Annotated in this window: 29 protein-coding genes; 10 read left to right on the top strand and 19 right to left on the bottom strand. The window is 59.9% G+C overall.

Annotation, left to right across the window (positions count from 1 at the left end):
* Window positions 1–14: 14 nt before the first annotated feature.
* The 3 genes from ACA041_RS24435 to cysK form a co-directional block, all read right to left on the bottom strand.
* The gene (locus ACA041_RS24435; RefSeq protein WP_497438168.1) at window positions 15–878 is read right to left on the bottom strand and encodes a DMT family transporter; all 864 of its coding nucleotides are present in this window, start codon (window positions 876–878) and stop codon (window positions 15–17) included.
* 520 nt (window positions 879–1,398) lie between these two features.
* Window positions 1,399–2,337, bottom strand: coding sequence for an aspartyl/asparaginyl beta-hydroxylase domain-containing protein (locus ACA041_RS24440; RefSeq protein ID WP_497438171.1), 939 nt, complete (start codon window positions 2,335–2,337; stop codon window positions 1,399–1,401).
* A gap of 226 nt (window positions 2,338–2,563) precedes the next feature.
* Window positions 2,564–3,538 (bottom strand): cysteine synthase A, encoded by a 975-nt coding sequence (gene cysK, locus ACA041_RS24445; RefSeq protein WP_497438176.1) that lies wholly within the window; start codon window positions 3,536–3,538, stop codon window positions 2,564–2,566.
* Between the two features lie 96 nt (window positions 3,539–3,634).
* On the opposite strand from cysK, the gene ACA041_RS24450 reads away from it, so the two are divergent.
* Window positions 3,635–4,741 carry a DUF748 domain-containing protein gene (locus ACA041_RS24450; RefSeq protein ID WP_497438180.1) on the top strand — a complete coding sequence of 369 codons (1,107 nt, stop codon included), beginning with the start codon at window positions 3,635–3,637 and terminating at the stop codon, window positions 4,739–4,741.
* Here ACA041_RS24450 and ACA041_RS24455 read toward each other — a convergent pair.
* Window positions 4,738–5,241 (bottom strand): DUF2442 domain-containing protein, encoded by a 504-nt coding sequence (locus tag ACA041_RS24455; protein ID WP_497438183.1) that lies wholly within the window; start codon window positions 5,239–5,241, stop codon window positions 4,738–4,740. The two genes, ACA041_RS24450 and ACA041_RS24455, sit on opposite strands and share 4 nt — an antisense overlap.
* Complete coding sequence (locus tag ACA041_RS24460; protein WP_497438184.1) at window positions 5,229–5,459, bottom strand: DUF4160 domain-containing protein; 231 nt, start codon at window positions 5,457–5,459, stop codon at window positions 5,229–5,231. Before ACA041_RS24460 ends, ACA041_RS24455 begins: the two co-directional genes overlap by 13 nt.
* 202 nt (window positions 5,460–5,661) lie before the next feature.
* Between ACA041_RS24460 and ACA041_RS24465 the strand changes: the two genes are divergently transcribed.
* Both ACA041_RS24465 and ACA041_RS24470 read left to right on the top strand, forming a co-directional pair.
* A complete protein-coding gene (locus ACA041_RS24465) occupies window positions 5,662–6,507 on the top strand; it encodes an AAA family ATPase (protein ID WP_064679211.1) in 846 nt (281 codons plus the stop codon).
* Window positions 6,508–6,528: 21 nt separating this feature from the next.
* Complete coding sequence (locus ACA041_RS24470; protein WP_497438185.1) at window positions 6,529–7,707, top strand: vWA domain-containing protein; 1,179 nt, start codon at window positions 6,529–6,531, stop codon at window positions 7,705–7,707.
* Window positions 7,708–7,853: 146 nt separating this feature from the next.
* Here ACA041_RS24470 and ACA041_RS24475 read toward each other — a convergent pair whose 3' ends face one another.
* From ACA041_RS24475 to ACA041_RS24485, 3 genes are read right to left on the bottom strand one after another with little or no spacing between them, the layout of a single operon-like run.
* Complete coding sequence (locus tag ACA041_RS24475; RefSeq protein ID WP_497438187.1) at window positions 7,854–8,780, bottom strand: 5-oxoprolinase subunit C family protein; 927 nt, start codon at window positions 8,778–8,780, stop codon at window positions 7,854–7,856.
* The gene (locus ACA041_RS24480; protein WP_497438188.1) at window positions 8,777–9,481 is read right to left on the bottom strand and encodes a 5-oxoprolinase subunit B family protein; all 705 of its coding nucleotides are present in this window, start codon (window positions 9,479–9,481) and stop codon (window positions 8,777–8,779) included. Before ACA041_RS24480 ends, ACA041_RS24475 begins: the two co-directional genes overlap by 4 nt.
* Window positions 9,478–10,230: a 5-oxoprolinase subunit PxpA gene (locus ACA041_RS24485; protein ID WP_497438189.1), complete on the bottom strand. Its 753-nt coding sequence runs from the start codon at window positions 10,228–10,230 to the stop codon at window positions 9,478–9,480. The genes ACA041_RS24480 and ACA041_RS24485 overlap by 4 nt, the downstream gene beginning before the upstream one ends.
* Window positions 10,231–10,460: 230 nt before the next feature.
* Here ACA041_RS24485 and ACA041_RS24490 point away from each other — a divergent pair, with 230 nt between their 5' ends.
* The gene (locus ACA041_RS24490) at window positions 10,461–11,387 is read left to right on the top strand and encodes a LysR family transcriptional regulator (protein WP_497438190.1); all 927 of its coding nucleotides are present in this window, start codon (window positions 10,461–10,463) and stop codon (window positions 11,385–11,387) included.
* Between the two features lie 40 nt (window positions 11,388–11,427).
* Here the strand turns inward: ACA041_RS24490 and ACA041_RS24495 are convergent, their stop codons facing one another.
* The 3 genes from ACA041_RS24495 to ACA041_RS24505 are packed head-to-tail and all read right to left on the bottom strand — an operon-like array spanning window position 11,428 to window position 13,288.
* Window positions 11,428–11,970, bottom strand: coding sequence for a DUF2937 family protein (locus ACA041_RS24495; protein ID WP_064679215.1), 543 nt, complete (start codon window positions 11,968–11,970; stop codon window positions 11,428–11,430).
* Between the two features lie 11 nt (window positions 11,971–11,981).
* Window positions 11,982–12,758 (bottom strand): class II glutamine amidotransferase, encoded by a 777-nt coding sequence (locus tag ACA041_RS24500; protein ID WP_497438191.1) that lies wholly within the window; start codon window positions 12,756–12,758, stop codon window positions 11,982–11,984.
* A 32-nt stretch (window positions 12,759–12,790) separates the two neighbouring features.
* Window positions 12,791–13,288, bottom strand: coding sequence for an MFS transporter (locus tag ACA041_RS24505; protein WP_497438192.1), 498 nt, complete (start codon window positions 13,286–13,288; stop codon window positions 12,791–12,793).
* Window positions 13,289–13,536: 248 nt separating this feature from the next.
* On the opposite strand from ACA041_RS24505, the gene ACA041_RS24510 reads away from it, so the two are divergent.
* Window positions 13,537–15,591, top strand: a complete 2,055-nt coding sequence (locus ACA041_RS24510; protein ID WP_497438194.1) for a S9 family peptidase — start codon at window positions 13,537–13,539, stop codon at window positions 15,589–15,591.
* Between the two features lie 56 nt (window positions 15,592–15,647).
* Here the strand turns inward: ACA041_RS24510 and ACA041_RS24515 are convergent, their stop codons facing one another.
* Window positions 15,648–15,938: a hypothetical protein gene (locus tag ACA041_RS24515; protein ID WP_497438195.1), complete on the bottom strand. Its 291-nt coding sequence runs from the start codon at window positions 15,936–15,938 to the stop codon at window positions 15,648–15,650.
* A 97-nt stretch (window positions 15,939–16,035) separates the two neighbouring features.
* On the opposite strand from ACA041_RS24515, the gene ACA041_RS24520 reads away from it, so the two are divergent.
* The 4 genes from ACA041_RS24520 (at window position 16,036) to ACA041_RS24535 (ending at window position 18,347) form a co-directional block, all read left to right on the top strand.
* A complete protein-coding gene (locus ACA041_RS24520; RefSeq protein ID WP_497438196.1) occupies window positions 16,036–16,722 on the top strand; it encodes a spermidine synthase in 687 nt (228 codons plus the stop codon).
* Between the two features lie 49 nt (window positions 16,723–16,771).
* A complete protein-coding gene (locus tag ACA041_RS24525; protein WP_497438197.1) occupies window positions 16,772–17,146 on the top strand; it encodes a YajD family HNH nuclease in 375 nt (124 codons plus the stop codon).
* 260 nt (window positions 17,147–17,406) lie between these two features.
* Window positions 17,407–17,877, top strand: coding sequence for an RNA methyltransferase (locus ACA041_RS24530; protein WP_497438198.1), 471 nt, complete (start codon window positions 17,407–17,409; stop codon window positions 17,875–17,877).
* A 92-nt stretch (window positions 17,878–17,969) separates the two neighbouring features.
* Entirely contained in the window at window positions 17,970–18,347 is a 378-nt protein-coding gene (locus ACA041_RS24535) for a YgaP family membrane protein (RefSeq protein WP_497438199.1), read from the top strand.
* A gap of 199 nt (window positions 18,348–18,546) precedes the next feature.
* Here the strand turns inward: ACA041_RS24535 and ACA041_RS24540 are convergent, their stop codons facing one another.
* Window positions 18,547–19,776 carry a hypothetical protein gene (locus tag ACA041_RS24540; RefSeq protein WP_497438200.1) on the bottom strand — a complete coding sequence of 410 codons (1,230 nt, stop codon included), beginning with the start codon at window positions 19,774–19,776 and terminating at the stop codon, window positions 18,547–18,549.
* 123 nt (window positions 19,777–19,899) lie between these two features.
* On the bottom strand, window positions 19,900–20,349 hold the full coding sequence (locus ACA041_RS24545) for a YcgN family cysteine cluster protein (protein ID WP_497438201.1): 450 nt from the start codon (window positions 20,347–20,349) through the stop codon (window positions 19,900–19,902).
* Window positions 20,350–20,626: 277 nt separating this feature from the next.
* Between ACA041_RS24545 and ACA041_RS24550 the strand changes: the two genes are divergently transcribed.
* On the top strand, window positions 20,627–21,220 hold the full coding sequence (locus ACA041_RS24550) for a nitroreductase family protein (protein ID WP_497438202.1): 594 nt from the start codon (window positions 20,627–20,629) through the stop codon (window positions 21,218–21,220).
* Between the two features lie 125 nt (window positions 21,221–21,345).
* On the opposite strand, the gene ACA041_RS24555 is transcribed toward ACA041_RS24550, so the two are convergent.
* From ACA041_RS24555 to ACA041_RS24575, 5 genes are all read right to left on the bottom strand, one after another.
* Window positions 21,346–22,278: a D-2-hydroxyacid dehydrogenase gene (locus ACA041_RS24555; RefSeq protein WP_497438203.1), complete on the bottom strand. Its 933-nt coding sequence runs from the start codon at window positions 22,276–22,278 to the stop codon at window positions 21,346–21,348.
* 134 nt (window positions 22,279–22,412) lie between these two features.
* Entirely contained in the window at window positions 22,413–22,706 is a 294-nt protein-coding gene (locus ACA041_RS24560; RefSeq protein ID WP_462014007.1) for a YcgL domain-containing protein, read from the bottom strand.
* A complete protein-coding gene (rnd, locus tag ACA041_RS24565) occupies window positions 22,703–23,836 on the bottom strand; it encodes a ribonuclease D (protein ID WP_497438205.1) in 1,134 nt (377 codons plus the stop codon). The genes ACA041_RS24560 and rnd overlap by 4 nt, the downstream gene beginning before the upstream one ends.
* A 123-nt stretch (window positions 23,837–23,959) precedes the next feature.
* Window positions 23,960–24,622 carry a class I SAM-dependent methyltransferase gene (locus ACA041_RS24570; protein ID WP_497438207.1) on the bottom strand — a complete coding sequence of 221 codons (663 nt, stop codon included), beginning with the start codon at window positions 24,620–24,622 and terminating at the stop codon, window positions 23,960–23,962.
* Window positions 24,623–24,695: 73 nt separating this feature from the next.
* A complete protein-coding gene (locus tag ACA041_RS24575; protein ID WP_497438208.1) occupies window positions 24,696–26,345 on the bottom strand; it encodes a phosphoethanolamine transferase in 1,650 nt (549 codons plus the stop codon).
* Between the last annotated feature and the right edge of the window lie 145 nt (window positions 26,346–26,490).

Consider the following 26,490-nt stretch of genomic DNA (forward strand, 5'->3'; position numbering starts at 1 on the left):
GGCCTGGTTTTACTTCAAGCAGTTTTTCGGAAGACGAACACCAGACCCACGATGATCAGCAACATGCCGAGCATGCTCAATGCCGCCAGACGGTTGCCGAAAATCAGATAGTCCATGACCGCCGTCACCGCCGGCACCAGGTAAAACAGGCTGGTAACATTCACCAGATTGCCCCGTGCGATCAGCCGATACAGCAGCAAAGTCGCGAGCACCGACACCACCAATCCCATCCACAACACCGGCACGATGAACCCGCTGCCGTGTTCGAAATGAAACGGCTGGAACGGCACGAAGATCCCACAGAGCAACAGCCCGGCGAGGTACTGCACCGGCAGCGTGCCGAGAGGATTGTCGGTAATGCGCTTCTGCATGATCGAGCCGAAGGTCATGCTCGCCAGTGCCAGCAAACCGAAGAGCATGCCGGCCAGCGACATGCCGGCCAGGCCGATGCCTTGGTAAACCACCATGATCAAACCGGCCAGACCCAGCGCCAGGCCAAACATCCGGCCCAACGAACGCTGACGCTCCATCAACACCACGGTGAGGATCGGTTGCACGCCCATGATGGTTGCCATCACGCCAGGGGTGACCTTCAAGTCCAGGGCCAGCAGGTAGAAAATCTGATAAGCCCCCAATAACACCACACCCGTGGCCATCGCATACAACATCGGCTTGCCGCCCTTGGGCATTTTCAATTTGAGCAACGGCGCCAGCAGCACCAGTGCGCACAACGCGATGGCGAAGCGAATCAGCAGAAACGCGAAGGGCGAGGCGTGCGCCAACCCCCATTTGGAGAAGATCGCCCCGCTGCTCCACAGCAGGACGAACAGGCTCGTGGACGCCGCCGCGAGCGCGGTTTTTTTCGAAAGGACAAACATGAATACCACCTGTAGTCAGGCAAAAAGCCAACTCAGCCGAAGCTGAAATCCAGTAGTTGTTTTAAGCGGGCGCTTTGCAGACGGGCATGGGAACAGCAGGGAAAAGCTGATCAGCCCGAAACGCCAACGCCCGGCGGTGATACGACTGCGCACACCGACGTGCTACTGACAGGTGGAGGGTAATGACTGATCTGCACAGGCTGCTGATTCCCGCACGGCACGACGCCAGCGTTGACCGCTGAATCGACTACCGCGTTGATGAGGGAAGCTGGCATGGGCTGATCTTTTTTGATGGGTGGACAGGTGGTATGGAGAACCACCGAGCACCGACTATAAACAGAGAGTGACAGGCATTGCAACGACTTGAACAAACGGATGAAAAACAATCCCCTGTAGGAGCGAGCTTGCTCGCGAAGGACGTTAACGATGACGCGTAGCTCCTGAATAAGCGCGTCGCCCTTGAGAACTTCGCGAGCAAGCTCGCTCCTACAGGGGACCGGTGTTTATTGAGGAATATGCATCAACCAAACAACCAATACCCCAGCAACGCCAATACCACTACCGCCAGCACCGGCCGCAGTACGCGATAGGCCTTGGGATTACGACGCTTCCACTGCTTGATCGCACCACTGAACCGGTCGCTGAAATTCTTGCTCCAGGCATAGGCCTGGTTGATCCCGCCGACACGTTCGTCATCCAGGTTCTGCGGTGCGGTGGCGCGGCCGAGGAAGCCACTGACCTCACGGTTGATGCGGGTCATGAAGCGGTTGCTCAGAGGGCGTTCGACATCGCAGAACAGGATGACCCGAGTCTTTTCGGTTTGATTCTTGACCCAGTGCACATAGGTCTCGTCGAACATCACGTCCTCGCCATCACGCCAGGCGTAAATCTGACCGTCGACGAAGATGCGGCAACCGTCGGAGTTCGGCGTCGACAGACCCAAGTGATAACGCAAGGATCCGGCAAACGGGTCGCGGTGCGGGTTGAGGTGACTGCCGCCGGGCAACAAGGTGAACATGGCGCCTTTGACGTTGGGAATGCCGCTGAGCAAGGCCACGGTGATCGGGCACAGGGCTTGTGCCGAGGGCAGCGGTTTGTCGTACCACTTTAGGTAAAAACGCTTCCAGCCCTTTTTGAAGAACGAGCCGAAACCGGCATCGTTATTCTTCTGGGCGGCGCGGATGTAGCCCTCGTCGAACAGGTGCATCGCTTCGTCGCGGATGACTTCCCAGTTGTCTTTTAGTACATCCAGTTCCGGGAACTTGCTGCGGTCCAGATAGGGTTTGGAAGGTACGCTGGAGAACAGGTACATCAAGGCGTTGTAGGGGGCGAACAGGGCCGAGTGGTTGACGAATTGACGCAGGACCGGCAATCGCGCCTTGCCGCGCAAATGCACGTAAAGCGTACTGCCCAAAAACAGCAGCAACAGCGACGCCTTGGCGGCAAGGGAAAAGGTCATCAACAACTCCTTGATAGACAACTCTGCGCAACGCCATTTACCCGACGTGGCAGCCGGCCATGATAAACACTACCGGCCTTGGGAAAACCCGCCTAATTCGACATTCAGTGTTTACGTTTGTGCAATAAAAGCACTTATTACCATACGTTTCCTGAACGGGGGCTGACCTGCGCCCCCCCTTGCACACGATCAAAAACAATCAAAAGTTGCAGCTTGCAACAACCCCCTACGCCTGATTCTCCTGGTCGGTAAACAGATCACTGAACAACATGCTCGACAGGTAGCGCTCGCCGGAATCGGGCAAAATCACCACGATGGTCTTGCCCTGCATCTCCGGGGTTTCAGCCAGTCGGACCGCTACAGCCATCGCCGCACCACAGGAGATACCGCTTAAAATCCCTTCTTCCTGCATCAAACGCAGGGCCATGGCCTTGGATTCTTCATCGCTGACCAACTCGACCCGATCGACCATCGACAGGTCCAGATTCTTCGGCACGAAACCGGCCCCGATGCCCTGGATCTTGTGCGGGCTCGGTTTGACTTCTTCCCCGGCTATCGTCTGGGTGATGACCGGCGATGACACGGGCTCCACTGCCACCGAAATGATCGGTTTGCCCTGGGTATTCTTGATATACCGCGAAACCCCGGTAATGGTTCCCCCCGTTCCTACACCAGCTACCAATACGTCGACCGCACCATCGGTATCGTTCCAGATTTCCGGGCCGGTGGTTTTCTCGTGGATGGCCGGGTTGGCCGGGTTGTCGAACTGTGCTGGCATGAAGTAGGCGGACGGGTTGCCGGCAACTATTTCAGTCGCCTTCTCGATGGCACCCTTCATGCCCTTGGCCGGTTCGGTCAAGACCAGCTCGGCGCCGAGCGCCTTGAGCACTTTGCGGCGTTCGATACTCATGGACGCCGGCATGGTCAGCATCAATTTGTAACCACGCGCCGCGGCCACAAACGCGAGACCGATACCGGTATTGCCGGAGGTCGGCTCGACGATGGTCATGCCGGCTTTGAGTTTGCCGGTGCTTTCGGCGTCCCAGATCATGTTCGCGCCGATTCGACACTTGACCGAATACCCCGGGTTTCGCCCTTCGATCTTGGCCAGGATGGTCACGCCGCGCGGGGCGATGCGGTTGATCTGCACCAGCGGCGTATTGCCGATGGAATGGGCGTTGTCAGCGTAAATACGACTCATGGCTGGGTCCTTGTACCGCGTTGAATAAGCCCTCCAAGGTAAGCCTGTTGCTCGTAGTCGTCCAGTCAGTCGAACGTCCGGTTACAACAACAGTCAATGGCTTTACATCGCCAGAGATTTGCCATCATGAGACGGAGATACAGTTGGCCCCTGTGGATTTTAGCCGGCCTGGTCGTGCTGCTGATTATCCTGCACTTTGCCCTGCCCTATATGGTGCGCAACTACCTGAACGACAAGCTGGCAGACATGGGCGACTACCGTGGCCAGATCGTTGACGTGGACCTGGCCCTGTGGCGTGGCGCCTACAAGATCAACGGCCTGAAAATCGTCAAGGTCGACGGCAAGGTCCCGGTGCCCTTCGTCGACGCGCCGCTGATCGACCTCTCCGTCAGTTGGCACTCGCTCTGGCATGACCACGCGGTGGTGGCCGAGGTGCAGTTCATCAAGCCCGAAGTGAACTTCGTCGACGGTGGCGCCAACAAGCAAAATTCTCAGACCGGTCAGGGTACCGATTGGCGCGCGCAACTGGGCAAATTGCTGCCGATCACCCTGAACGAAGTGCGCATCAACGACGGCAAGATCAGCTTTCGCAATTTCAATTCCAAACCCCCCGTCAACATGAACGCCACCCAGGTCGACGCCAGTATCTATAACCTGACCAACGTGGCCGATACCGAAGGAAAACGCGACGCTCGCTTCGAAGGCAAGGCGTTGTTGCTCGGACATGCGCCATTGGAAACCAGTGCAACCTTCGACCCGCTGAGCAATTTCGAAGACTTCGAGTTCCGGCTGCGCGCAAGGGGCATCGAACTCAAACGCATGAACGACTTCGCTTCGGCCTATGGCAAGTTCGATTTCAACGCCGGTCACGGTGATGTGGTGATCGAGGCGCAGGCCAAAAAAGCGAAATTGACCGGTTACATCAAGCCGCTGTTGAAGGACGTCGACGTGTTCAATTGGCAGCAGGACGTGGAGAACAAGGACAAAGGAATTTTCCGCTCCATCTGGGAGGCCATCGTCGGCGGCTCCGAAACCGTGTTGAAAAATCAGGGCAAGAATCAGTTTGCGACGCGCGTGGAGTTGAGCGGCAATGTGCACCGGCAGGATATCAGCGCGTTTCAGGCGTTTTTGCAGATTTTACGCAATGGTTTCGTGCAGGCGTTCAATGCCCGGTACGAGCGGCCGAAGCCGGATGAGGGTTAAGATTTGCGCGTGACGGTATAGCGACCGGGTTCTTCGGCTGCGCGTGCCGGGTTCGATGGCTGTTGCAGGGAGTCCCATCCCAGGCAGGCCAGTGCCAACGACCGGGGCACTGCTTCACGGCCGCTGCTGTAGCGCGTGATGCTACGGGCGCTGATCCCGAGCGCTTCGGCCGCCTTGTTGAGCGGCAAGCCCGTGCGAGCGCGCCAATCGATGAAGATCCGGGTGTTTTCGTCCGATGCGTTTTGCGCCAAGGCATCCAGATAAAGCGTGTCTGCGCCAATCTGGATGTCCAGGTCCGGCCACTCGACGCTCCAGCCATCATCGCCCAGCGTCGCGCCGTCGAAGGCACCCGCCTCAAGCAACGGCTGCAACCCCGGATAGGTACGCAGGTCGCGACTCAGATCCAGGACCAGTCGCTGACCGTCGATAAAGGTCAATGCCAGACAGTGTTGAGGTAACGCCTGCACGGCCGACAGCCGTGGTCGTTTCATGGGTAACATCGTTTCCAGTCCTCCAGCAGTTGCACCTGATGGGCCCTGACCCACTCCAGTGCCTCCTTGATAATCAGCGGCGGCGCGTTGCCCACCATCACTTCGACGATTTCCAGGCTCAGCATGACATCGAGCCCGGCACCGGTCAGGTGAACGTGGGGCGGCGGATGATCCTTCTCGCGCAACTGGATGCGGTACTTATCGCGAAATCGATATTTAGTAGACATGCCCGGCACGCTATCGCCAAAATGGCGATATCACAATACTGCCAATCTGCCTGGACTGAGTCAAGATGTGACGCCCCATTCAGAGACTGAATAAGCCGTCTGCGTTCACAGTCGACCGGGCACCGCGTTATAGTCGGGTACTACACATTATTGCGCCCGCCCTGCCTCTTTCAGGTCGGCGTTACCGTTCGAGGATTAGCAGATGAAGTTCGAAGGCACCCAGGCCTACGTCGCCACCGATGACCTGAAGCTGGCAGTCAACGCCGCCATCACCCTGGAGCGCCCGCTGCTGGTCAAGGGCGAGCCGGGCACCGGCAAGACCATGCTCGCCGAGCAACTGGCCGAGTCTTTCGGCGCCAAGCTCATCACCTGGCACATCAAGTCCACCACCAAGGCGCATCAGGGCCTGTACGAGTATGACGCGGTCAGCCGCCTGCGCGATTCGCAGCTGGGCACGGAAAGGGTCCACGACGTTCGCAACTACCTGAAAAAGGGTAAGCTCTGGGAGGCTTTCGAGTCCGAAGAACGGGTGATCCTGCTGATCGACGAAATCGACAAGGCCGACATCGAGTTCCCGAACGACCTGCTGCAAGAACTCGACAAGATGGAGTTCTACGTTTACGAGATCGACGAGACCATCAAGGCCAAGAAGCGCCCGATCATCATCATTACGTCCAACAACGAGAAAGAACTGCCAGATGCGTTCCTGCGCCGCTGTTTCTTCCACTACATCGCCTTTCCGGATCGCGTCACGATGCAGCGGATCGTCGATGTGCACTACCCGAACATCAAGAAGGACCTGGTCAGCGAAGCGCTGGATGTGTTTTTCGACGTGCGCAAGGTACCGGGCCTGAAGAAAAAGCCATCGACCTCCGAGCTGGTGGACTGGCTGAAGCTGCTGATGGCGGACAATATCGGTGAAGCGGTGTTGCGCGAACGCGATCCGACCAAAGCCATCCCACCGCTCGCCGGTGCCCTGGTGAAGAACGAACAGGACGTGCAGTTGCTTGAACGTCTGGCGTTCATGAGCCGTCGCGGCACTCGCTAAGTATCAATAAGGGCGATCGCCATGCTGCTCAACCTGTTCAATGAAATGCGCGCCGCCAAGGTGCCGGTCTCGGTGCGCGAGCTGCTGGACCTGATCAATGCGCTGAAACAGCGCGTGACCTTCGCCGACATGGACGAGTTCTATTACCTGTCCCGGGCGATTCTGGTGAAGGACGAAAAGCATTTCGACAAGTTCGACCGGGCTTTCGGTGCCTATTTCAATGGCCTGGAAAAACTCGACGACCACCTTCAGGCCTTGATCCCGGAAGACTGGCTGCGCAAGGAATTCGAACGCTCCCTGAGCGATGAAGAGCGGGCCGCAATCCAGTCCCTGGGTGGTCTGGACAAGCTGATTGAAGAGTTCAAGAAACGCCTTGAAGAACAGAAAGAACGCCATGCCGGTGGCAACAAGTGGATCGGCACCGGCGGCACCAGCCCGTTCGGCTCCGGCGGTTTCAACCCGGAAGGCATCCGGGTCGGCGATGCCGGCAAGCGCCAGGGCAAGGCGGTCAAGGTCTGGGATCAGCGCGAGTACAAGAACCTCGACGACTCGGTGGAACTGGGCACGCGCAATATCAAGGTCGCCCTGCGTCGGCTGCGCAAATTTGCCCGTCAGGGTGCCGCGGAAGAACTGGACATCGATGGCACTATCGACCACACGGCGCGCGATGCCGGCCTGCTGAACATCCAGATGCGCCCGGAGCGGCGCAACACCGTCAAACTGTTGTTGCTGTTCGACATCGGTGGCTCGATGGACGCGCACGTGAAGATCTGCGAAGAGTTGTTCTCGGCGTGCAAGACCGAGTTCAAGCACCTGGAGTACTTCTACTTCCACAACTTCATTTATGAATCAGTGTGGAAGAACAACATGCGCCGCACGTCCGAGCGCACCTCGACCCACGATCTGCTGCACAAGTACGGCGCCGACTACAAAGTGATCTTCATTGGCGATGCCGCCATGGCCCCCTATGAAATCACCCAGGCCGGCGGCAGCGTCGAGCACTGGAACGAAGAAGCCGGTTACCTGTGGATGCAGCGGTTCAAGGAGAAATACAAGAAACTCATCTGGATCAATCCGTATCCGAAAGACACCTGGGGCTATACCTCGTCGACCAATATCGTGCGGGATTTGGTTGATGACCAGATGTACCCGTTGACGTTGCGGGGGCTGGAAGAGGCGATGAGGTTTCTTTCCAAATAGAAATGGATTGTCTGTAAGGGCCTCTTCGCGAGCAAGTCGAATCGTCGCACCGCCGCTCCCACATTGGATTTTGGTCGTACACAAATATGTTCGCTGGAATCAACTGTGGGAGCGGGCTTGCTCCGGGCGGCGATCCGACGAAGCTTTTAGCGGTTGACGAATCGGCGCAAATACTCGACCTGCTCCCTATGGGCGACCTCCTGCACCACTGGTTTCAATCTCACCGTTGTCCCCGGCAAACACTGCGCCAGCCGCGCCAACGCCAACGGCGTCAACGCCCCCAACCGCGGATACCCGCCGATCGTCTGCCGATCATTGAGCAAAACAATCGGCTGCCCGTCCGGCGGCACCTGAACCGCGCCCAGCGGGATACCTTCGGAAATCATCGGTTTGCCCTGGTATTCCAGCGCCGTCCCCAACAAGCGAATGCCCATGCGATCGGCGCGGCTGTCGAGGGTCCAGGCCCGGTTGAACGCGTCGAACAGACTCTGCCCGCTGAACTCACCGATCTGCGCGCCGAGCACCAGATCCAGCGGCGCAGCGAGATTCAGATTCGGTCGCTGGTCTGCCGGCAACTCCCGCAGCAGCATCAGCGAATTCCCCGAGTAGCTCAACGACTGCCCCTTGGCCAGCGCACGGCCCATGCCATCGAGACCGCCGAGCTCTTCGCGCACCACCGTCGCCCGGCTGCCCAGTACCTTGGGCGCATCGAATCCGCCCGGCGCCGCCAGATACGCCCGGGCCCCGAGTAACGGCTGAGTGAATTGCAGGCGCTGGCCTCTGTGCAGCCTGAAACTGCGCCATGGCACCAACGCCTCGCCATCGATCTGCGCCCCCAGATCCGCACCGCCCAGGGCCAGCACGCAATCCTCTTCGGCCAGCACGCTGAAACCGCCGAGGGTAATCTCGATCACCGGCACATCCAGCGCATTGCCCAGCAACCAATTGGCCCAGGACATCGAGCGCCAGTCCGCCGCACCGCCCTGGGTCACGCCCAGATGCCGCACGCCGAAACGGCCAGCGTCCTGCAACAGGCACAGCGGTGTACTCGCTTCTATGGATAGACGGCTCATGCCAGCGCCTCCAGTGGTGTATCGTCACCGCCCAGGTTGATGAACTCGGCATGACCGACCGCTTCAAAGCGCACGGTATCGCCCGGTTGCATCAGGCTGTAGCCGTCGCGTTCGCGGTCGAACAGTTTGGCCGGGGTCCGGCCGATCAGGTTCCAGCCACCGGGCGAAACCACCGGGTAAGCCGCCGTCTGGCGTTCGGCGATACCGACACTGCCGGCAGCGACCTTTTTACGCGGTGTGTTCAAGCGCGGCGCGGCCAGCACCTCTTCCACCAGCCCCATGAAGGCGAAGCCCGGCGCGAAACCCAACGCGAACACCTGATACTCGCGTTCGCTGTGACGCCGGATCACCTCCTCCACCGCCAATCCACTGCGCTGGGAAAGCAGGCTCAGCTCAGGGCCGACACTCAAGTCATACCAGACCGGCAGCACATGACATTTGCCACCGGTGCGGGCGTTGGGCGACAGGTCGATCAAGGCATCGGCAATCAGCTCCCGAGCCTGGGCCGGTGTCAGTGCGGTCAGATCGTAATGCACCATGATCGTTGTATAAGACGGCACCAGATCAATCAGATGCCCGGCGAACGCGGCGCGCAGACTCTCGCTGGCGGCGAGCATCCACGGCATGTTGGCCTCGGCGATCTCATCGAACAGACGCACCATCAGGCAGTCCAGTGCGACCACTTCCACGCGCAGTTTCATGACGCACTCTGCTGATCGAGTGCCTGGCGAATACGTCGCACGGCAGCTACCGAACTGGCGTTGTCGCCGTGCACGCACAGGGTGTTGGCCTGCAAGTGCAAGGCACTGCCATCACTGGCGACCAGCGTGTCGCCACGGGCGATGCTCAACGCCTGTTCGATGATTTTCTCCGGATCGTGGTGCACCGCGCCAGGCAGTCGCCGCGAGACCAGCATGCCCGCGCTGTCGTAGGCGCGATCGGCGAAGGCTTCGAACCACAGGGTCACGCCGTATTCATCGCCCAACTGCTGCGCCGCACTGTTGTCGCGGGTGGCCATCAGCATTAGCGGCAGGCTGCGGTCATAGGCAGCCACAGCCTGGAGCACTGCGCGCAATTGCGATGGGTTGGCCATCATGTCGTTGTACATCGCGCCGTGGGGTTTGACATAACTCAACCGCCCGCCCTGGGCCCGGCAGATGCCGTCGAGAGCGCCGATCTGGTAATGCAGGATGTCTTGAAGTTCCTCGGCGCTGTAGGCCATGGACCGGCGACCAAACCCCACCAGGTCCTGATAGGCCGGATGGGCACCGATTTGCACGCCATTGCTCATGGCCAGGCTGACGGTCTTGCGCATGATGCTCGGGTCGCCGGCGTGGAAGCCGCAGGCAATGTTGGCGCAATCAATGAAGGGCATGACCTCGGCGTCCAGACCCATGGTCCAGTTGCCGAAACTCTCGCCGATGTCGCAGTTCAATAGCAGGCGGTTCACGGTGAACACTCCTGTAGGTTTTATTCTTTTATCTTGTGGGCATTTGCCCGCCAATTATCAGTTGCCGGACATTTGGTTACTGAGCTTCGAGTTGCTTGCTTGTTCTGAGCCCCGACGACGCCTATCGTGGGAACCGGATGGCCTGATTTTTGGGCGCAGGGCCCTGCCGCGTCCAACTAATAAAACCTCGTCCCAGACATAAGAAAACTTTATCCCTACGAGCTGGCCCCATGAACCTGAAGTTTCTCGAGACCTTTGTCTGGGTCGCCCGACTCAAGAGTTTCCGTCTGACGGCAGACAAACTCTTCACCACCCAGGCATCGATTTCCAGCCGCATCGCGGTGCTCGAAGGCGAGCTCGGCGTGAAGTTGTTCCTGCGCGATTCCCGCGGCGTGAGCCTGACCCCCGAAGGCCTGAAAGTGCTCGACTATGCCGAGCAGATGATGGACACCATGCAGGCGCTCAAGCAGTCGATCGAGACCCGTTCGAGCAAGGTCGGGCGGGTCCGGATCGGCGTGATGGACACCGTGATCCACACCTGGCTGAGCCCGTTGGTGGCACAGATGATGGATCATTATCCGCTGGTGGAAATCGAGCTGGTGGCCGATACGGCGCTCAACCTCTGCGATCAGCTGCAAAAAGGCTTTCTCGATCTGATCCTGCAGACCGACCTTTTGCGTCAGGAAAGTGTGCGCAGCCTGGAGCTGGCCAGCCACCCGATGGGCTGGATCGTCGCCAGTAACTCGATCTACAACCGCGAGTACTGCGGCATCGCCGATCTGGCTCGCGAGCGGATCATCACCTACTCGAAAAACTCCCATCCGCATCAGGACATTTTGAGCCTGATGCAGGCCAACGGTGTCATGGCGCCACGGCTCAACTGCGTGAACTCGGTGTCGGCGATTACCCGCTTGCTGCGCGACGGATTTGGCATTGGCGCGTTGCCGCCGGTGTTGGTGGCCGAAGAACTGGCGCGGGGTGAGCTGACCTTGCTGACCATCGAGCAACGACTGCCGAATTTGCAGGTGGTGGTGTCATGGCGGGTGGGGGTGGAGTGGGTCGAGGAGATTGTGGCGTTGTGTCAGCAGGTGTTGGAGGGGTATGCGCGTAAGGTGGGTGAGGGTTACATCATCTTGAGCAAACCTTCGGTTAGCTAAGAGTGATCGTTCCCACGCGAACGTGGGAACGATCATCGGCCTAGAGGCCGCGCACATCCCGGTCCTCGATCGGCCGGCTCTGGCGCAGACGCTTGCCGCCCAGCACCACCCAGTCGATCAGCCGGAACAGGCATTCGATGCCGAACGACAGCAGCAAGGCGCCGCTCATGCCCCAGATCATTGCTTCGGGCGTCAGCAGGATCTGGTAGCTGTAGCCATTCCAGGTTTCCTTGCGAATATCCGGATCGGCCGCCAGGACCACTTGCAGGAAGCGGATGTACCACGGCCCCTGCATGGCCTGAAACTGTTTATCGAGGGCCTGTCGACGGGTCAGCAGGGTGTTCAGGCTGTCGGCGTCACTGCGAAAGATCGGGTCTTCGCTGGCACGGTAATGGGCCACCAGCGCCTGTATGTCCCCCTTGAAAAACTGATTCGCGGTGCCCTGGAAACCGCTCAGACCGGTCTGCGCCTCGATCAGGTGCGCTTCGACCCTCTTGGCGTAATCGCTGATGAACCCCGGCACCTGGACACCGATCAACAGGCCCGCCGCAAACAACACCAGCCGTAGATAACTGAGCAACATGGGGAGTGTCCTTATTCGGTCTTGCCCTGGCTGACGCATTCACCGCGCCGCCACAGGCTCCATTGGCCCGGTTCGTAGCGGGTCCAGGTTTCGTTTTCCGTCAGGGGTTCGGTGGCAATCACCGTGACCACGTCGTTGGGCGTGGTTTCGGCCTGGAAGTCGACGATCACATCGACGTCCTTCAGGCGCGCCGGGCCGAACGGTGCGCGGCGGGTGATCTGCGCCAGCTTGGTCGAGCAATAGCAGAACAGCCAGTCGCCGTCGCTGAGCAGGCAATTGAACACGCCTTTGCTGCGGTATTCGGCGCAGGCGGCCACCAGGTCCGGCAGCAGTTCTTCGATTTCCACGGGTTCGGGGAATGCGGCACGCACCCGATTGAGCAAGTCGCAGAACGCCGCTTCGCTGTCGGTATCGCCGACCGGGCGGTAAAAGCTGGTGATCGGCTCAAAGGCCGCGAGTTGGCCGTTGTGGGCGAAACACCAGTTGCGCCCCCACAGCTCACGCACGAACGGATGGGTGTTGGACAGGCAGACCTTGCCGACATTGGCCTGGCGGATGTGCCCGATCACCACTTCGCTCTTGATCGGATAGCGTTGCACCAGGTTCGCGACTTCCGATTCGCTGCTCGCTGCCGGGTCCTGGAACAATCGCAGGCCGCGGCCTTCATAGAAGGCGATGCCCCAACCGTCGCGGTGCGGACCGGTGCGGCCGCCGCGCTGCATCAGCCCGGTGAAGCTGAACACGATATCGGTCGGGACATTGGCGCTCATGCCCAATAACTCACACATGCTCGGACTCTCGATTTAATGCAGGGGCAATATTACAAACGCGGTTCAACGCGCATACGCTGAGGGTTGCTCGGCACCGGTGGACGACCGTATCGGTCATCACCGGCACCACCGAAGGGTTGATCCTGTTCAGGTTCGTCGGCCCTGAGCGCGGCATTCGCGGCGGCGGCCTGTTCCTTGCGAGCGTTGGAGGAGCGCTCGATCGCAAAGCGGATGGCCACGAAAACCAGGTAGATACCGAACGCCAGCATGCCGTACATGAACAGGTCGGAAACCGCCCGCCAGGCGTTGTTGCCGACCTTGAACAGCAGATCCAGGGCGGTGATGGCGATGGCCGGGGCGACCTTTTCCTTCACCGGGTCGATGATGGTCGGGCTGAACAGCAGCACGACCACCAGCAACCGCAGCGGCTCACGCAGCCAGCGCCACATCCAGCGGGTCATGCGCATCCACACCAACAGGCAGCCTAAAGCGGCAAAGGCGTAGAGGCCCCAAGCGATCAGATAGTCGTTCTCGGTCATGGTGTCCATGGCAAGGCAGGCAAAGAGGCGCTTATAGTAACGACTTTTCGTCCATCAGGCTTGCACCAATACCTGTCGGCCAAGACACAGAACCTGTGGGAGCGAGCTTGCTCGCGATGAGGTCAGTACATTCAACATCAGTGTTGTCCGGCAGTCCGCCATCGCGAGCAAGCTCGCTCCCACAGATTCTGCAGAGGTATGAAGTAGTGCCTAACCTCTGCATAGCCCTTATTCCGTACATTGTTCGAGAGCCCTTCATGCCCCTATCCGCCAACACTTGCGACGCTCCCATCGCCCACAAGGCCGAGGGTAATGACCCGTATGCCTGGCTGCAGGAGCGCGACACCGACGCGGTGCTCGACTACCTGAAAGCGGAAAACCGCTATCAAGAGGCGCAGACCGCCGATCAGGCCGGGCTGCGCGAAACCCTGTTCGAAGAGATCAAGGGCCGGATTCTCGAAACCGACCTGTCGCTGCCCTCCCCCTGGGGTCCGTACCTGTATTACACGCGCACCACGGCGGGTGACGAATACGCCCGTCACTACCGCTGCCCGCGCCCGGCGGACGACAACCTGCAACTCGACGAAAGCCAGGAGCAACTGCTGCTCGACCCGAATGAACTGGCCAAGGGTGGTTTCTTTTCCCTGGGTGCGTTCAGCATCAGTCCGGACCACCAGCGGCTGGCCTACAGTATCGACGCCACGGGCGACGAGATTTACACGCTGTTCGTGAAGGAATTGTCCAACGGCCGGGTCAGCGAACTGGAATTCCAGGACTGCGACGGCAGCATGACCTGGGCCAACGACAGCCTGACGCTGTTCTTCGGCGAACTGGACGACACCCACCGCCCGCACAAACTGTTGCGCTATCGACTGGATGGCACGGCGGCCGAAGAGGTGTTCCATGAGACGGACGGTCGATTCTTCATGCACTGCTACCGGTCCAGTTCCGAGCAGCAATTGCTGCTGTCCGTGGGCAGCAAGACGACCAGCGAAGTCTGGGTGCTCGACGCGTTCCAGCCGCAGCAGGACTTCACCTGTATTGCGCCACGGGTTGAAGACCATGAGTACGATGTCGACCACGGTGTTCGCGACGGCGAATGGACATGGTTCATTCGCACCAATCGCGACGGCATCAATTTTGCCTTATACACGGCCGTCGACACCGGCGTCGCGCCGACCGAAGCCTACTGGCAGAACCTGATCCCCCACAGCGACAGCACGATGATCGAAGGCATGAGCCTCAACGCCGGGGCCATGACCCTGAGCCTGCGTGAGGGTGGCTTGCCGATCATCGAAGTCCATCCGCAAGACCTGGGGAGCTACCGCGTGCAGCTGCCGGATGCGGCCTATAGCCTTCATGTACAGAACAGCCTGGAGTTCGTCAGCGACCGGATTCGCCTGCGCTACGAAGCCTTGAACCGTCCGGCGCAGATCCGGCAGTTGGGGCTGGCCACCGGTGAGCAGAAAGTCCTCAAGCAAACCCCGGTGCTGGGCCCGTTCGATGCCGATGCCTACGTCAGCCAGCGCCTGTGGGCGACGGCACCCGACGGTACGAAAGTGCCGATCAGCCTCGTCGTCAAACGCGAAGCCCTCGGCAAGCCGACGCCCCTTTATCTGTACGGCTACGGCGCGTATGGCGAAAGCCTCGATCCCTGGTTCTCCCACGCGCGCCTGAGCCTGCTGGATCGTGGCGTGGCCTTTGCCATCGCGCACGTGCGTGGCGGCGGTGAATTGGGCGAAGCCTGGTATCGCGCCGGCAAGCAGGAGCACAAGCACAACACCTTCAGTGACTTTATCGCCTGCGCCGAGCACTTGATCGACAACGGCCTCACCACATCCAGACAACTGGCAATCAGTGGCGGCAGCGCTGGCGGGTTGCTGATCGGTGCCGTGCTCAACATGCGCCCGGAGCTGTTTGGCGCAGCGATTGCCGAAGTGCCGTTCGTCGACGTGCTCAACACCATGCTCGACCCGGACCTGCCGTTGACCGTCACCGAGTACGACGAGTGGGGAAATCCGCAAGAACCGGACGTCCATGCGCGGATCAAGGCCTATGCGCCGTACGAAAACGTCAGCGCCCAGGCGTATCCCGCCACTTTGGTGATCGCCGGCTACAACGACAGTCGCGTGCAGTACTGGGAAGCGGCCAAGTGGGTGGCAAAGTTGCGTGCGACCAAAACCGATGCCAACCCACTGCTGCTCAAGACAGAACTGGGCGCCGGGCATGGCGGGATGAGCGGTCGTTACCAGGGATTGCGTGACGTCGCGCTCGAATATGCATTTGTTTTCAAGGTGCTGGGCATCGCCTGAGGAACCTGGCTCGGTGGCCTGGTCTCCGGACCTGGCCGACGGCCATGGCGCTTGCCTTAACCGCCCGGCGACTTGATCTTCGTGCTGTTCTGCTCAAGCCCCGGCAACGTCTGGTCCTTGGGCGGGCTGGGCATTTCGATCGGCGGCAACAGCGGCGGCCCGCCACTGCCGGTGCCGACCTTGGGCACGCTGGTCGGGGTGATCTGCGGGTAGGGCGTGGGTGTTGCGGTGCCGGGAGAACCGGGCAACGGTCCGGGGCTGGTGGGAATGGTGGGTTGTTCCTGGGCATGCACTGCAGTTATCGAGAGCGCGGCCAGGGCAATGACCGTTAGAATGGTGCGCTTCATCAATGGCTCCGTTGGCCTTGTAGTCTTTTTGCAGGCTACTCCCAACGGCCATTGTTTGCCTGCCCCTGATTGCCGATTTCTCCTCAAGAGAGCCTCAATGAAACGTTTCGTCCTGCTCGACACCACTCCGATTCCTGAAAATGGCGGTGCCTTGTGCCTGTTCGAATACGGTGAGGATTTCGTCATCAAGATTCAGGGGGGCGACGGCGGGCAGTTGATGAACACGCGCATGCACGGCTCCGAAGATGCCTTGGCCGAGATCCCCTGCCGCAAGGTTGCCGGCCGGCCGAATTCGCGGGTGCTGATCGGTGGCCTGGGCATGGGCTTCACCCTCGCCTCGGCCCTCAAGCATCTGGGCAAGACCGCTGAGGTGGTGGTCGCCGAACTGGTGCCTGGCGTCGTCGAATGGAACCGCGGACCACTGGGCGAGAAAGCCGGGAACCCGCTGCTCGACCCGCGCACGGTGATCCGCATGGACGACGTGGCCAAGGTGCTGCAAGCCGAGCCACAGGGCTTCGACGCAATTATGCTCGACGTCGACAACGGCCCCGAAGGCCTGACCCAGAAAGCCAATAGCTGGCTGTACTCCGCCGGTGGCCTGAGTGCCTGCGCCAAGGCCCTGCGCCCCAAAGGCGTGCTCGCGGTATGGTCGGCGAGCGCTGACCGGCAGTTTTCCGACAAGCTGAAAAAGGCCGGTTTCAAGGCCGAAGAAGTGCAAGTCTTCGCCCACGGCAACAAAGGCACCCGCCACACCATCTGGATTGCCGAGAAGCTCAAGGGCTGAGCTAAACTCTGTTCATAACCGTCATTAGTCTTTTTACAAAGGTGAACCCATGAGTTCGTCAACACCTGCGACCAACACGTCGAAGCTGGACCGCATCCTCGCTGATAATCAGCGCGACAAGGAAATGGGTTACCGCGACAAGGCCCTGAAGATGTACCCGCACGTGTGCGGCCGCTGCGCCCGCGAGTTCTCCGGCAAGCGCCTGAGCGAACTGACCGTGCACCACCGCGACCACAACCACGACAACAATCCGCAGGATGGCTCGAACTGGGAATTGTTGTGCCTGTATTGCCACGACAATGAACACTCGCGGTACACCGACCAGCAGTACTTCGATGAAGGCTCGCTGAGTTCGCCGAAGATCGCCAAGGCGACGCATAACCCGTTTGCGGCGTTGGCCGGGCTGTTGAAGAAAGAAGAGTAATATCTTCAGCGTCCCGACTGGCCTCTTCGCGAGCAGGCTCGCTCCCACAGTAGATCTTCTGTGAACACACTATGTGTGAACACTCCAGGATCCAGTGTGGGAGATCGTCTGTGAACACAGGGTTTGTGAACACCCAAGATCCAATGTGGGAGCGAGCCTGCTCGCGAAAGCTGTCGACCCGACACCACAAGTCTCCAAACCGAACGCCCCTCCCCCAATCCCCGTATAATCGCGCTTTTTCCCCCAAAGGCACCCCGCTCGTGGCAGACAAACGGTACAGCTGCATTGGTTTGTATAACCCCAAATCACCAGAAAACGTCGGTTCGGTGATGCGTGCCGCCGGCTGTTATGGCGCCGCTTCCGTGTTCTACACCGGCAAGCGTTACGAACGTGCCGCGGACTTCGTCACCGACACCAAGCGCGTCCACTACGACATTCCGCTGATCGGCATCGACGACCTGAAAAAAATCCTGCCCCTGGGCTGCGTCCCGGTCGCCGTGGAACTGGTCGAAGGCGCCCGCTCGCTGCCCGAATACACTCACCCGGATCGCGCGCTATACATCTTCGGCCCGGAAGACGGCTCGCTGGATCAAGACATTCGCGACTGGTGTGAAGACGTGGTCTACGTCCCGACCACCGGCTGCATGAACCTCGCGGCCACGGTCAACGTCGTGCTCTACGACCGCATGGCCAAGGGGCTCAATACCCGCTCGGGGCCGAAATTCCGCTGAGTCATTGCACATCCGATGGAACAAGCCGCCCGCCTTGGCAGTCAGCTTAATTATCTATTCTTGAAGCAGCCAATCCAGCCAGGAGACAGATCATGAGCGAACTCACACGCGTAGAACGCATCGAGTCCACCCCGTTCCAGACTCATTCCGACCAGAACGTTCACGGCTGGGAGCGCATCGGCTCCGTGGCCGGTGGCGTGGTGATGGTCAGCAAGGGCCTGCGTCGCGGCGGTGTGTTCGGGTTGATTCAAGTGGCGATCGGCGGCGTGGCGCTGGCTCGCGGGATTACCGGGCACAGTTCGGTCAAGAGCCTGCTGGAGAAAAGCCGTCAGGACATGAACAACGTGCGGGCGAAAATTGAACGGGCCGGGGAGGAGCTGGGGCGGTTGAAGGCGAATGCCGAAGCGGCGACCAGGACTGCTACCGTGACCGGGAATGATTCTTTGAAGTCGCCCAAGACCGGGGTCTGATCCGAGAATTGTAGTGGGGCTTATGGCCTCTTCGCGGGCAAGCCCGCTCCTACAGGGTATGCCGGTGTATACATGATTTGTGTACAGCGCCAGATATTGTGGGAGCAGGCAAGCAGCTCCAACAGGGTTTGGCGGTGAACACATCATGTGTGAACACCCGAGATCTATTGTGGGAGCGGGCTTGCTCGCGAAGGCGGCGTTACTGAAGCAACTCGGTATCAAGGACCTTGGAAGACTCGCCAAGCACGCTCTCGGCGAGCTGGATAAACTCCTTGGTACCCACACTTGCCAAACGCATCGCCCCACGCATTACATCATCCAGCGAACGCTTGTTGCGGGTCTGAAGGCGAATTTCGCGATCCAGCTCCTGTAGCAGCAACACCGATTTCGACACCTGTGCCGGGTTGACGTGTTCGCCGCGCAATGTCGTGACCTTCTGGCTGTCCTTGACCAGCTTGCCGTGCAAACTCTCATAGCGCTCATCACTGATCCCACCCGCGCGGCGCACCAGTTCGATGGCGTAATACTCGGCCAACCCTTCACTGATCCAGTCACTGCGCTGCTGGTCGTTGATCCGTCCAAACACCTGGGCCAACTCACGCACCACTGCGCTGGTGCCGCTTTCGCTGACCAGCGGCAGCCGGCTGTTCAAATAGATGGACTCGCGCGCCGCCAGGCTGCCGCGCCACATCGGGTCGTTGGCACCGACGATCAGCAGCTTGGTGGGATGACGCGGGAACACTGCCTGCACTTGCGGCCAGACGAAGGTCAGCAGCGTCAGCACATCCATGCGGCGCATGCCCTGGCCCTGGGGCGAGGCGACGGTGACTTCGGTTTCGCCCAATCGCGTGCGTCGGCTGCCAAGGTGGCCGGCGAGCATCCAGCCCGTGGGCCGGTCGAACAATCTCGAGACGTTATCGATGCGGAACTTGTTCTTGCCGATCCGTGGCCAGGCGGTTTCGACGCTTTTCCAGCCGCTGGGCAACTCGAATTCCAGGCGTGAAACCAGTTCGGTGCCATCTTGCTGATCGAGCCTGGCGGCCGGCACCAGATCCTCGCCGCGCATCAACGCCCAGGTCGGGGTCATGCGGGTGTCGAAGCTGCCGCTCTTGCGGCCATGGCTGATGCGCACGCGGTAGGTCAGGCTGGCCTTGTCGGCCGCGGGCCGCCAGATACCGCGCGCTTGCTTGCCCGGCGTCAGTTGCCATTGGCCGTCGGCCTTGAAATCGCTGTAGTAGCTGCCATCGCCCAGGTCGAAATCCAGACTGCGCACCGCCGAGCCTTGGGCCAGGGTCAGGCGCACTTCGGCCTGATCGCTTTGCGGCATCAGGCGCACGTGATAATCCAGATCGACCTTCTTCGCCGCCCACACGGGCAAACCCAGGGCCAACAGCCCGATGGCCAACGCCAGCCGCAATCCCACAGCCATACACACTCCTGTTGTGGCGAGCGAGCTTGCTCGCGCCGGGCTGCGTAGCGGCCCCGAATTCTTGTCATCACCGGCGATTTTGTGAGTACTACGCACTCAGCGGGAGCAAGCTCCCTCGCCACATTAACCGGCGCGGAAAATCAGATGGTCTTCCCAATCTTCTTCAGCCACGCTGCCTTCGGCGAGCATGCGCCCGGATTGTGAAATGCGTTCGTGGTGCACCGCGTCGCGATCCCCGCACACCAGATGGTGCCAGAGCGGCAGGTCCTTGCCCTCGCTGACCAGTCGATAACCGCAGGTCGGTGGCAGCCATTTGAATTCATCGGCCTTGCCCGGAGTGAGCTGGATGCAGTCCGGCACGAAGTCGCGGCGGTTGGGGTAATCGGTGCACTGGCAGGTTTTCAGGTCCAGCAGTTTGCAGGCGATGCGCGTGTAATAGACCGAGTTGTCGTCTTCATCCTCGAGCTTTTGCAGGCAGCAGAGGCCACAGCCATCGCACAGCGATTCCCATTCCTGTGGATCGAGTTGATCGAGGGTTTTGCGTATCCAGAACGGTTCGACTTTGGCGGCCATGGTTCAAGCATCGACATCAGGTGGTGAAAAGGCCGCCAGTCTAGTGCCAAGGCCCTTGCGGGCCAAGCATTGGCGACTGCCGGTAGAACAGGGCTTGTCAGTTTTTGCGCCGCCAAGTAGCTTTGCCAGTCGCAAGGAGCCAGACCCGCGTGCCATTAACGCTCGACCGCGTTGCATTCAGGTGAGATGCCCAGGCTCTCGACAAACCTCATCGCCCAGCCCATCTGCGCCCGCAGGTTTCAGACGAACTCCCACTTTCAAACCAAGGAATCTCCTGATGAGCGCTAACCCACGCGTTGCCGACCATGCCATTCATCCGCAGTTCACCGATCGCTGGTCGCCCCGCGCCTTCACCGGCGAAACCATTCCCGTCGAAACCCTGCTGAGCTTCTTCGAAGCCGCACGCTGGGCGCCATCGGCCTACAACTCGCAACCTTGGCGGTTTCTCTACGCGCGTCGCGACACGCCGAACTGGGAGCGTTACCTGGGCCTGCTGAACGAATTCAACCGCAGCTGGGCGCAACACGCCTCGGCGCTGGTGATCGTGGTATCGAAAACCACCTTTGTGGCGCCTGGCGCGACCGAAGAAACCCCGGCCCTGTGGCACACCTTCGACACCGGTTCCGCCTGGGGCCATCTGGCGTTGCAGGCAAGCATCAGCGGCTGGCACACCCACGGCATGGCCGGTTTCGATCAGGAACTGACCCGCAAGGAGCTGAACATTCCCGAAGGCTACGCGCTGCATGCGGCGGTGGCGATCGGCAAACTGGGGGATAAGGCGACACTGGCGCAGTACCTGCAAGCGCGTGAAGAACCAAGCCCGCGTCGTCCGGTGAGCGAGTTGGCGGCCGAGGGCGATTTCACCCTGTAAGCCACAACATAAAACCAATGTGGGAGCGAGCCTGCTCGCGAAGGCGGCATGTCAGTCGATACTTATGGAGACTGATACACCGCTTTCGCGAGCAGGCTCGCTCCCACATTTTTATTGCGGTGAATTCAATAGCCGCGACTGAAATCCACTTCCCCGCGCAACGCCTCACCCGCCTGATACGCCCGCAGGTTTTCGACAAACAGCTTCACCATCATCGGTGGCGAGGTCGGTGCCGAACTGTGGCCGGTCAACAGCAAGCCCCAGGCGGTCCAGAACGGGTGACGTTGCGGCAGCGGCTCCTGACGGCAGACGTCGATCACCGCGCCCGCCAGATGCCCTTCCTTGAGGGCTTCCACCAGATCCGCATCGACCACCGCGACGCCGCGTCCGGCATTGATGAACAAACCGGTCGGTTTGAACTGCTTGAACAGCGCGGCGTCGTACAGGTCATGCGTGTTCGGCGTGTTCGGCAGCAGATTGATCACGTAATCCACTTCACCGACCAGCCGCGGCAAATCAGCCAGCGCGCCCACTTCGACAAACGGCGCCTGCTCACGGGCTTCACTGGCGATGCCATACAGTTGCACACCAAACGGCAGCAGAAATTGCGCCACGGTCTGGCCGATGTCGCCGGTGCCGACGATCAGCACCTTGCGCCCGGCCAGGCTCTGGCCCTGACGACTGTCCCATTTGCGCTCGACCTGGCTGACCAGGCGCGGCAGCACTTCGCGCTCGTGGCCAAGCATGTAGGTCAGCACGTACTCGGCCATGACTTGACCGAAAATCCCCACCGCCCGGGTCAGGCGATAGTGCCGTGGCAAGCCGTCGGCCAGCAGCGGTGTGATGCCCGCCCAGGTCGATTGCAGCCATTGTGGCTGGTGCCCCTGGCGCAGCAGGGTCGCCAACAGATCCGGCTGGCCCAGCCAGATCGGACAATCGGCGGCCTGGCTGGCCAGCTCGGCGGAATCGCCGCTGGTCAGCACTTCCAGGTCGGGCGCTGCCTGACGCAGCAGTTGGGCGTACACAGGGTGGTCGTGTTCAGCAATCAGAACGCGCATGGTTCAAACCTTTCGAAAAACAGTGCAGACGACCGCCGATGAAGTAACGCTCCATCGCCCTGGCCATCGCCAAATTCAATTCCAGTGTTCAAGCGAAGACTCTTCTCGGCAGCCCTGGACAGAGCCTCTGCCGATCACATCGGGTCGTTGCGCCGCAGTAATTCTTCCGGCAAATGTTCGATGTATTCGTCCTCGGCCGGCGGCATTTGCAGGTGATAGCCCTGCTTGTCGAGGTTTTCCAGGACCACGGTGATGTCTTCGCGCGACAGTTTGCGCTCGGGGCTCAGCACCAGGTCGAAGGCGTGATGGGGTTTGCCGAAGGCGGCCATCAGGCTTTCCGGGACGCGTTCCAGTGCATCGCTTTTGAGCACGTAGAGGTACATCTCGTTTTTCTTCAGGCTTCGGTAGATGGAGCAGATACGTTTCAAGGCTGTTCTCCGGCGGTGGCCAGGCTGTCGAGCAGCGCCTGGCCCATCAATTCGCGGCGCCAGCCACGCAGCGAATCAGGCAATTGGTAGGGACCATTGGGGAAACCGCTCTTGAGCAGCGCTTCCAGGGTTTTCTTGCGCAGCATCAGTTCCGGCGCGATGTTCAGGCGCTCGGCTTCGGCCTGGCCGATCGCCCGCAATTGTTTGATCAGCGCGGCGGCCTCCACCGGCAACGGTTCCGGCACGGCAGGCGGCCATTGATCGGGCGACACACTGCCAGCGCGCTTGATCAGATCAAGCAGAAACTCACCGTCCTGACGCACGGTACGCGGGTGCATGTCTTCGATTTTCGCCAGCGCGCCAAGGTTGTCCGGCTGAGTCCGTGCCAGTGGCCACAAGGAGTGCTCACGGACAATGCGATTACGCGGCAGATCACGGGCGCGGGCCTCGCGCTCACGCCAGGCGCAGAGTTCACGCAATACGGCGAGTTGAGCGCGGGACAGCTTCCAGGCCAGCTTGGCGTCGCGATAGACCTCGTACGGATCGACTTCGCGACGCAGATTGGCGACCAGCTCGGCGCCGTCTTCCAGGACCCAGGCGTACTTGTCGTCAGAAAGCTTCGGACGCAACTGTATGAAAACTTCCGCCAAGTGCACGGCATCTTCGGCGGCATAGCTGATCTGGGTGTCGGAAAGTGGACGTTGCAGCCAGTCGGAGCGGGTCTCGCCCTTGGGCAGGTCGATGCCGAGCACTTCCTGCACCAGCCGCGAATACCCCATGGAGAAACCCAGGTTCAGGTAAGCGGCGGCCAGTTGGGTGTCGAACAGCGTCGCCGGCAGGCTGCCGGTCAGGCGCAGCAGGACCTCGAGGTCTTCGCTGCACGCATGGACGACTTTGACCACGGCCGGGTTTTCCAGCAACGCGGCAAGAGGTTGCCAGTTGTCGATGGTCAGCGGGTCAATCAGGTAAGCGCGTACGCCATCGCCGATCTGCAGCAGGCCTGCGATCGGATAAAAGGTGTCGACCCGCATGAATTCGGTGTCGAGGGCAACGAACGGCAGCTGCTGCCACTCGGCGCAAAACTGACCGAGGCTATCGTTGTCGCGAATCCAGTGAATATCGATGGCCACACGGCTCTCCCTTGAAGAATGGCGCGCAGTATATATCGCCGCAGGCAATTTCCACGCATCCACTGAACAAGAGCTTTAGCGAAAATACCCGCCAGATGGCAAGAATTGTCTGACAAAGGGAGGTTATCTGGTCTTACGCAGCACATAGACCCGCATTCGCGCGCAACCGGGCAGGAAATCCTGGTGACTGAGCAAGCGCAAACCCGCCTCGAGAAATTGTCCCTCTACCTCGGCCTTGCCAGGCAACTGCCGAGGCTGGGCAGCCTCCGCGCCGGGCCGCTGGAGTTTAAAATGCGCATCCACCCGTACTGCCACAATCACGGTATCGCGACTGACCCGGTGGAACTCCTTGAGCATGGCCAGCCGATGCTCGGCACTGTCGATGTATTGAAACATCTGCATGCAAACAATGCAGTCGACCGCGTTCGCCGACAATCCGAGGGTGAAGGCTGAACCCTGGAAGGTCGTGATCCGCTCAAGCAGGTTCTGCGGATGGTGCGTCTGGGCGTGATCGAGCATGTCCTGGGACGGATCGGACGCGAGGATTACCCGGTTCGCATGCTCGGCCAACACCGGCCAGAAGCGCCCGGCACCGCAAGCCACATCGAGGATCAGCCCCGGTTCGCCGGCGACCTTGAGCGCGTTGCGCAGCAACTGCTCGTCGCGCCAGAACGCCAAGCGCCGCCCCAGGCCCCGCGATCGCGGCTGACGGCAGACGCGGGCGTGTTCCTGATCGTAGCGCCGGGCGAACTCCAGTTCGATGGCGGATGGGGACTGCGCGGACATGTGCAATGACTCTTGTAGGAATAAGTACCAGCCGTAGCTTAGCGGTCGGAGCGTGAAAAAAAGGTCGAAGCCCTCATTCTTTGGCCAGCACACCATCGATCACGGCACCGCGGCACCCGGCAAACAGATCCAGATCCTGGTGGTAGACCTTGCTGTTGACCTCAAGTAGACCGAGCATCGAATGGAACAGGTTGTCCTGGCTCAAGGGCTTCTCACGGCTCATTTGCAGGCAATGGGTGTCCACCGAGAATGACTTTTGATAGCTGTCAGAGAACCAGGCGAGCATCGCGACGTGCTTTTGTTGATCCGGCGCCAGCAGGTAGGGCGTGCCGTGGAGAAACAGGTTGTATTCGCCCAGGGATTCACCGTGGTCCGACAGATAGAGCATGGCGGTATCGACTTTGTCCTGGTTGTTGCGCAACAGATCGATCAGGGTCGACAGCACATGGTCGGTGTACACCAAGGTGTTGTCGTAGCCGTTGACGATACTGTCGCGACTGCAATTGTTCAGCGCGTTGCTTTCGCAGACGGGCGTAAAGCGCTCGTACTCTTTGGGGTAACGCTTGAAATATTCCGGACCGTGACTGCCCATCTGATGCAACACCAGCACCGTGTCCTTATCCAGGGTGTCGATGAAGTGCTGCAGGCCCTGCAGGAGAATTTCATCGCGGCATTCACTGTTGGCGCACAGCACCGGGTCCTTGAGGTTGCTGACGTCGTCGAGGGTGACCCGATCGCAGGTGCCTTTGCAGCCCGATTGGTTATCGCGCCAGATCACGTCGAAGCCTGCGCGTTTGAGCACATCCAGCAAGCCCTCTTCGTTTTTTGCCGTGCTGGCGTTGTAAGCCTTGCGGCCCATGTTGGAGAACATGCAGGGCACCGACACGGCTGTTTCCGTCCCGCAGGAATGCACATCGGTGAAGGCGATCAGGCCGGCCTCCCTGTCCAGTGTTGGCGTGGTATCGCGGTCGTAGCCGAGGATGCCGAAGTTTTCCGCCCGGGCGCTTTCGCCCACCACCAGCACGGTCAAGGATTTACGGCCGCGGGTTTGCCAGGCCGGGTTTCTCCTGGCGTCTTCACCTACTTTGACAAAAGGTTGCTGCGCGGAGATCGCTTGTTCGCGCAAGTAGCTGGCCGAGGCTGCGATGTAGTTACTCGGCACCACCATCAAGCGCAACTCATGGTGATTGCGAAACAATGAAGACAAGCCCTGATAGTTAACCAAGGCTACGCCACCAATGACAGCGACCGAAGCCATACTCACCATTACTTTACTTAACAACTCGTTATGCCAGCGACGATAACTAACCGGCGTTTTCCACAACAGCCACGAAGGCAGAAGGCCCAGCAGCACAATATAAGCAAGTAACTTTATCGAGAGTAAGTCGCGTACTTCCGTCGCATTGGTCTGTGCAAAGTTACGCAGCATGCCGATGTCGATCAGCGCGCCATATTGATTCATGAAGTAAGCCACGCCGGCACTGATCATGAAGATCAGCGTCAGCACCGGTTTCATCACGAGCCGGAAAGCCAGCAGGGTCAGTACCAGGTTGAAGGCGGCCAGGATCATCACCCCGAAAGCCAGGCGCATGACGATGCCTTTGCCATCGGACGCGGTGATTGCAAACAGGTGCTGCCAAAGAACGAGATTGCAGCCCGTCAATAAAAAGGTGCTGGCAACCAGTGTCACCCACTCGGGGCGCACGGCTTTAATCTTCAACATGATGATTGGTTGTTCCTGAAAAGAAGTACCGCCGGTAAATGTGAAAATTTCATTGACCGCGACAACACTGAATTTAAGCAACCAACCATCAATTTTTTGTGAAAAAGAAGCCAACGATTAGTTGGCTTCCGGGTTCAGGCTATAA

Source organism: Pseudomonas sp. LBUM1676 (assembly GCF_059695605.1).

Excerpts from the sequence above, each read along its gene's own strand:
- ACA041_RS24435 (WP_497438168.1), bottom strand. The coding sequence starts at position 878 with ATGTTTGTCCTTTCGAAAAAAACCGCGCTCGCGGCGGCGTCCACGAGC.
- ACA041_RS24540 (WP_497438200.1), bottom strand. The coding sequence starts at position 19,776 with ATGGCTGTGGGATTGCGGCTGGCGTTGGCCATCGGGCTGTTGGCCCTG.
- cysK (WP_497438176.1), bottom strand. The coding sequence starts at position 3,538 with ATGAGTCGTATTTACGCTGACAACGCCCATTCCATCGGCAATACGCCG.
- ACA041_RS24490 (WP_497438190.1), top strand. The coding sequence starts at position 10,461 with ATGAACCTGAAGTTTCTCGAGACCTTTGTCTGGGTCGCCCGACTCAAG.
- ACA041_RS24555 (WP_497438203.1), bottom strand. The coding sequence starts at position 22,278 with ATGCGCGTTCTGATTGCTGAACACGACCACCCTGTGTACGCCCAACTG.
- ACA041_RS24525 (WP_497438197.1), top strand. The coding sequence starts at position 16,772 with ATGAGTTCGTCAACACCTGCGACCAACACGTCGAAGCTGGACCGCATC.
- ACA041_RS24545 (WP_497438201.1), bottom strand. The coding sequence starts at position 20,349 with ATGGCCGCCAAAGTCGAACCGTTCTGGATACGCAAAACCCTCGATCAA.
- ACA041_RS24465 (WP_064679211.1), top strand. The coding sequence starts at position 5,662 with ATGAAGTTCGAAGGCACCCAGGCCTACGTCGCCACCGATGACCTGAAG.
- ACA041_RS24440 (WP_497438171.1), bottom strand. The coding sequence starts at position 2,337 with ATGACCTTTTCCCTTGCCGCCAAGGCGTCGCTGTTGCTGCTGTTTTTG.
- ACA041_RS24550 (WP_497438202.1), top strand. The coding sequence starts at position 20,627 with ATGAGCGCTAACCCACGCGTTGCCGACCATGCCATTCATCCGCAGTTC.
- ACA041_RS24470 (WP_497438185.1), top strand. The coding sequence starts at position 6,529 with ATGCTGCTCAACCTGTTCAATGAAATGCGCGCCGCCAAGGTGCCGGTC.
- ACA041_RS24535 (WP_497438199.1), top strand. The coding sequence starts at position 17,970 with ATGAGCGAACTCACACGCGTAGAACGCATCGAGTCCACCCCGTTCCAG.
- ACA041_RS24450 (WP_497438180.1), top strand. The coding sequence starts at position 3,635 with ATGGCTTTACATCGCCAGAGATTTGCCATCATGAGACGGAGATACAGT.
- ACA041_RS24505 (WP_497438192.1), bottom strand. The coding sequence starts at position 13,288 with ATGGACACCATGACCGAGAACGACTATCTGATCGCTTGGGGCCTCTAC.
- ACA041_RS24520 (WP_497438196.1), top strand. The coding sequence starts at position 16,036 with ATGAAACGTTTCGTCCTGCTCGACACCACTCCGATTCCTGAAAATGGC.
- ACA041_RS24500 (WP_497438191.1), bottom strand. The coding sequence starts at position 12,758 with ATGTGTGAGTTATTGGGCATGAGCGCCAATGTCCCGACCGATATCGTG.
- ACA041_RS24455 (WP_497438183.1), bottom strand. The coding sequence starts at position 5,241 with ATGTTACCCATGAAACGACCACGGCTGTCGGCCGTGCAGGCGTTACCT.
- ACA041_RS24575 (WP_497438208.1), bottom strand. The coding sequence starts at position 26,345 with ATGTTGAAGATTAAAGCCGTGCGCCCCGAGTGGGTGACACTGGTTGCC.
- ACA041_RS24495 (WP_064679215.1), bottom strand. The coding sequence starts at position 11,970 with ATGTTGCTCAGTTATCTACGGCTGGTGTTGTTTGCGGCGGGCCTGTTG.
- ACA041_RS24510 (WP_497438194.1), top strand. The coding sequence starts at position 13,537 with ATGCCCCTATCCGCCAACACTTGCGACGCTCCCATCGCCCACAAGGCC.
- ACA041_RS24475 (WP_497438187.1), bottom strand. The coding sequence starts at position 8,780 with ATGAGCCGTCTATCCATAGAAGCGAGTACACCGCTGTGCCTGTTGCAG.
- ACA041_RS24480 (WP_497438188.1), bottom strand. The coding sequence starts at position 9,481 with ATGAAACTGCGCGTGGAAGTGGTCGCACTGGACTGCCTGATGGTGCGT.
- ACA041_RS24515 (WP_497438195.1), bottom strand. The coding sequence starts at position 15,938 with ATGAAGCGCACCATTCTAACGGTCATTGCCCTGGCCGCGCTCTCGATA.
- ACA041_RS24570 (WP_497438207.1), bottom strand. The coding sequence starts at position 24,622 with ATGTCCGCGCAGTCCCCATCCGCCATCGAACTGGAGTTCGCCCGGCGC.
- ACA041_RS24460 (WP_497438184.1), bottom strand. The coding sequence starts at position 5,459 with ATGTCTACTAAATATCGATTTCGCGATAAGTACCGCATCCAGTTGCGC.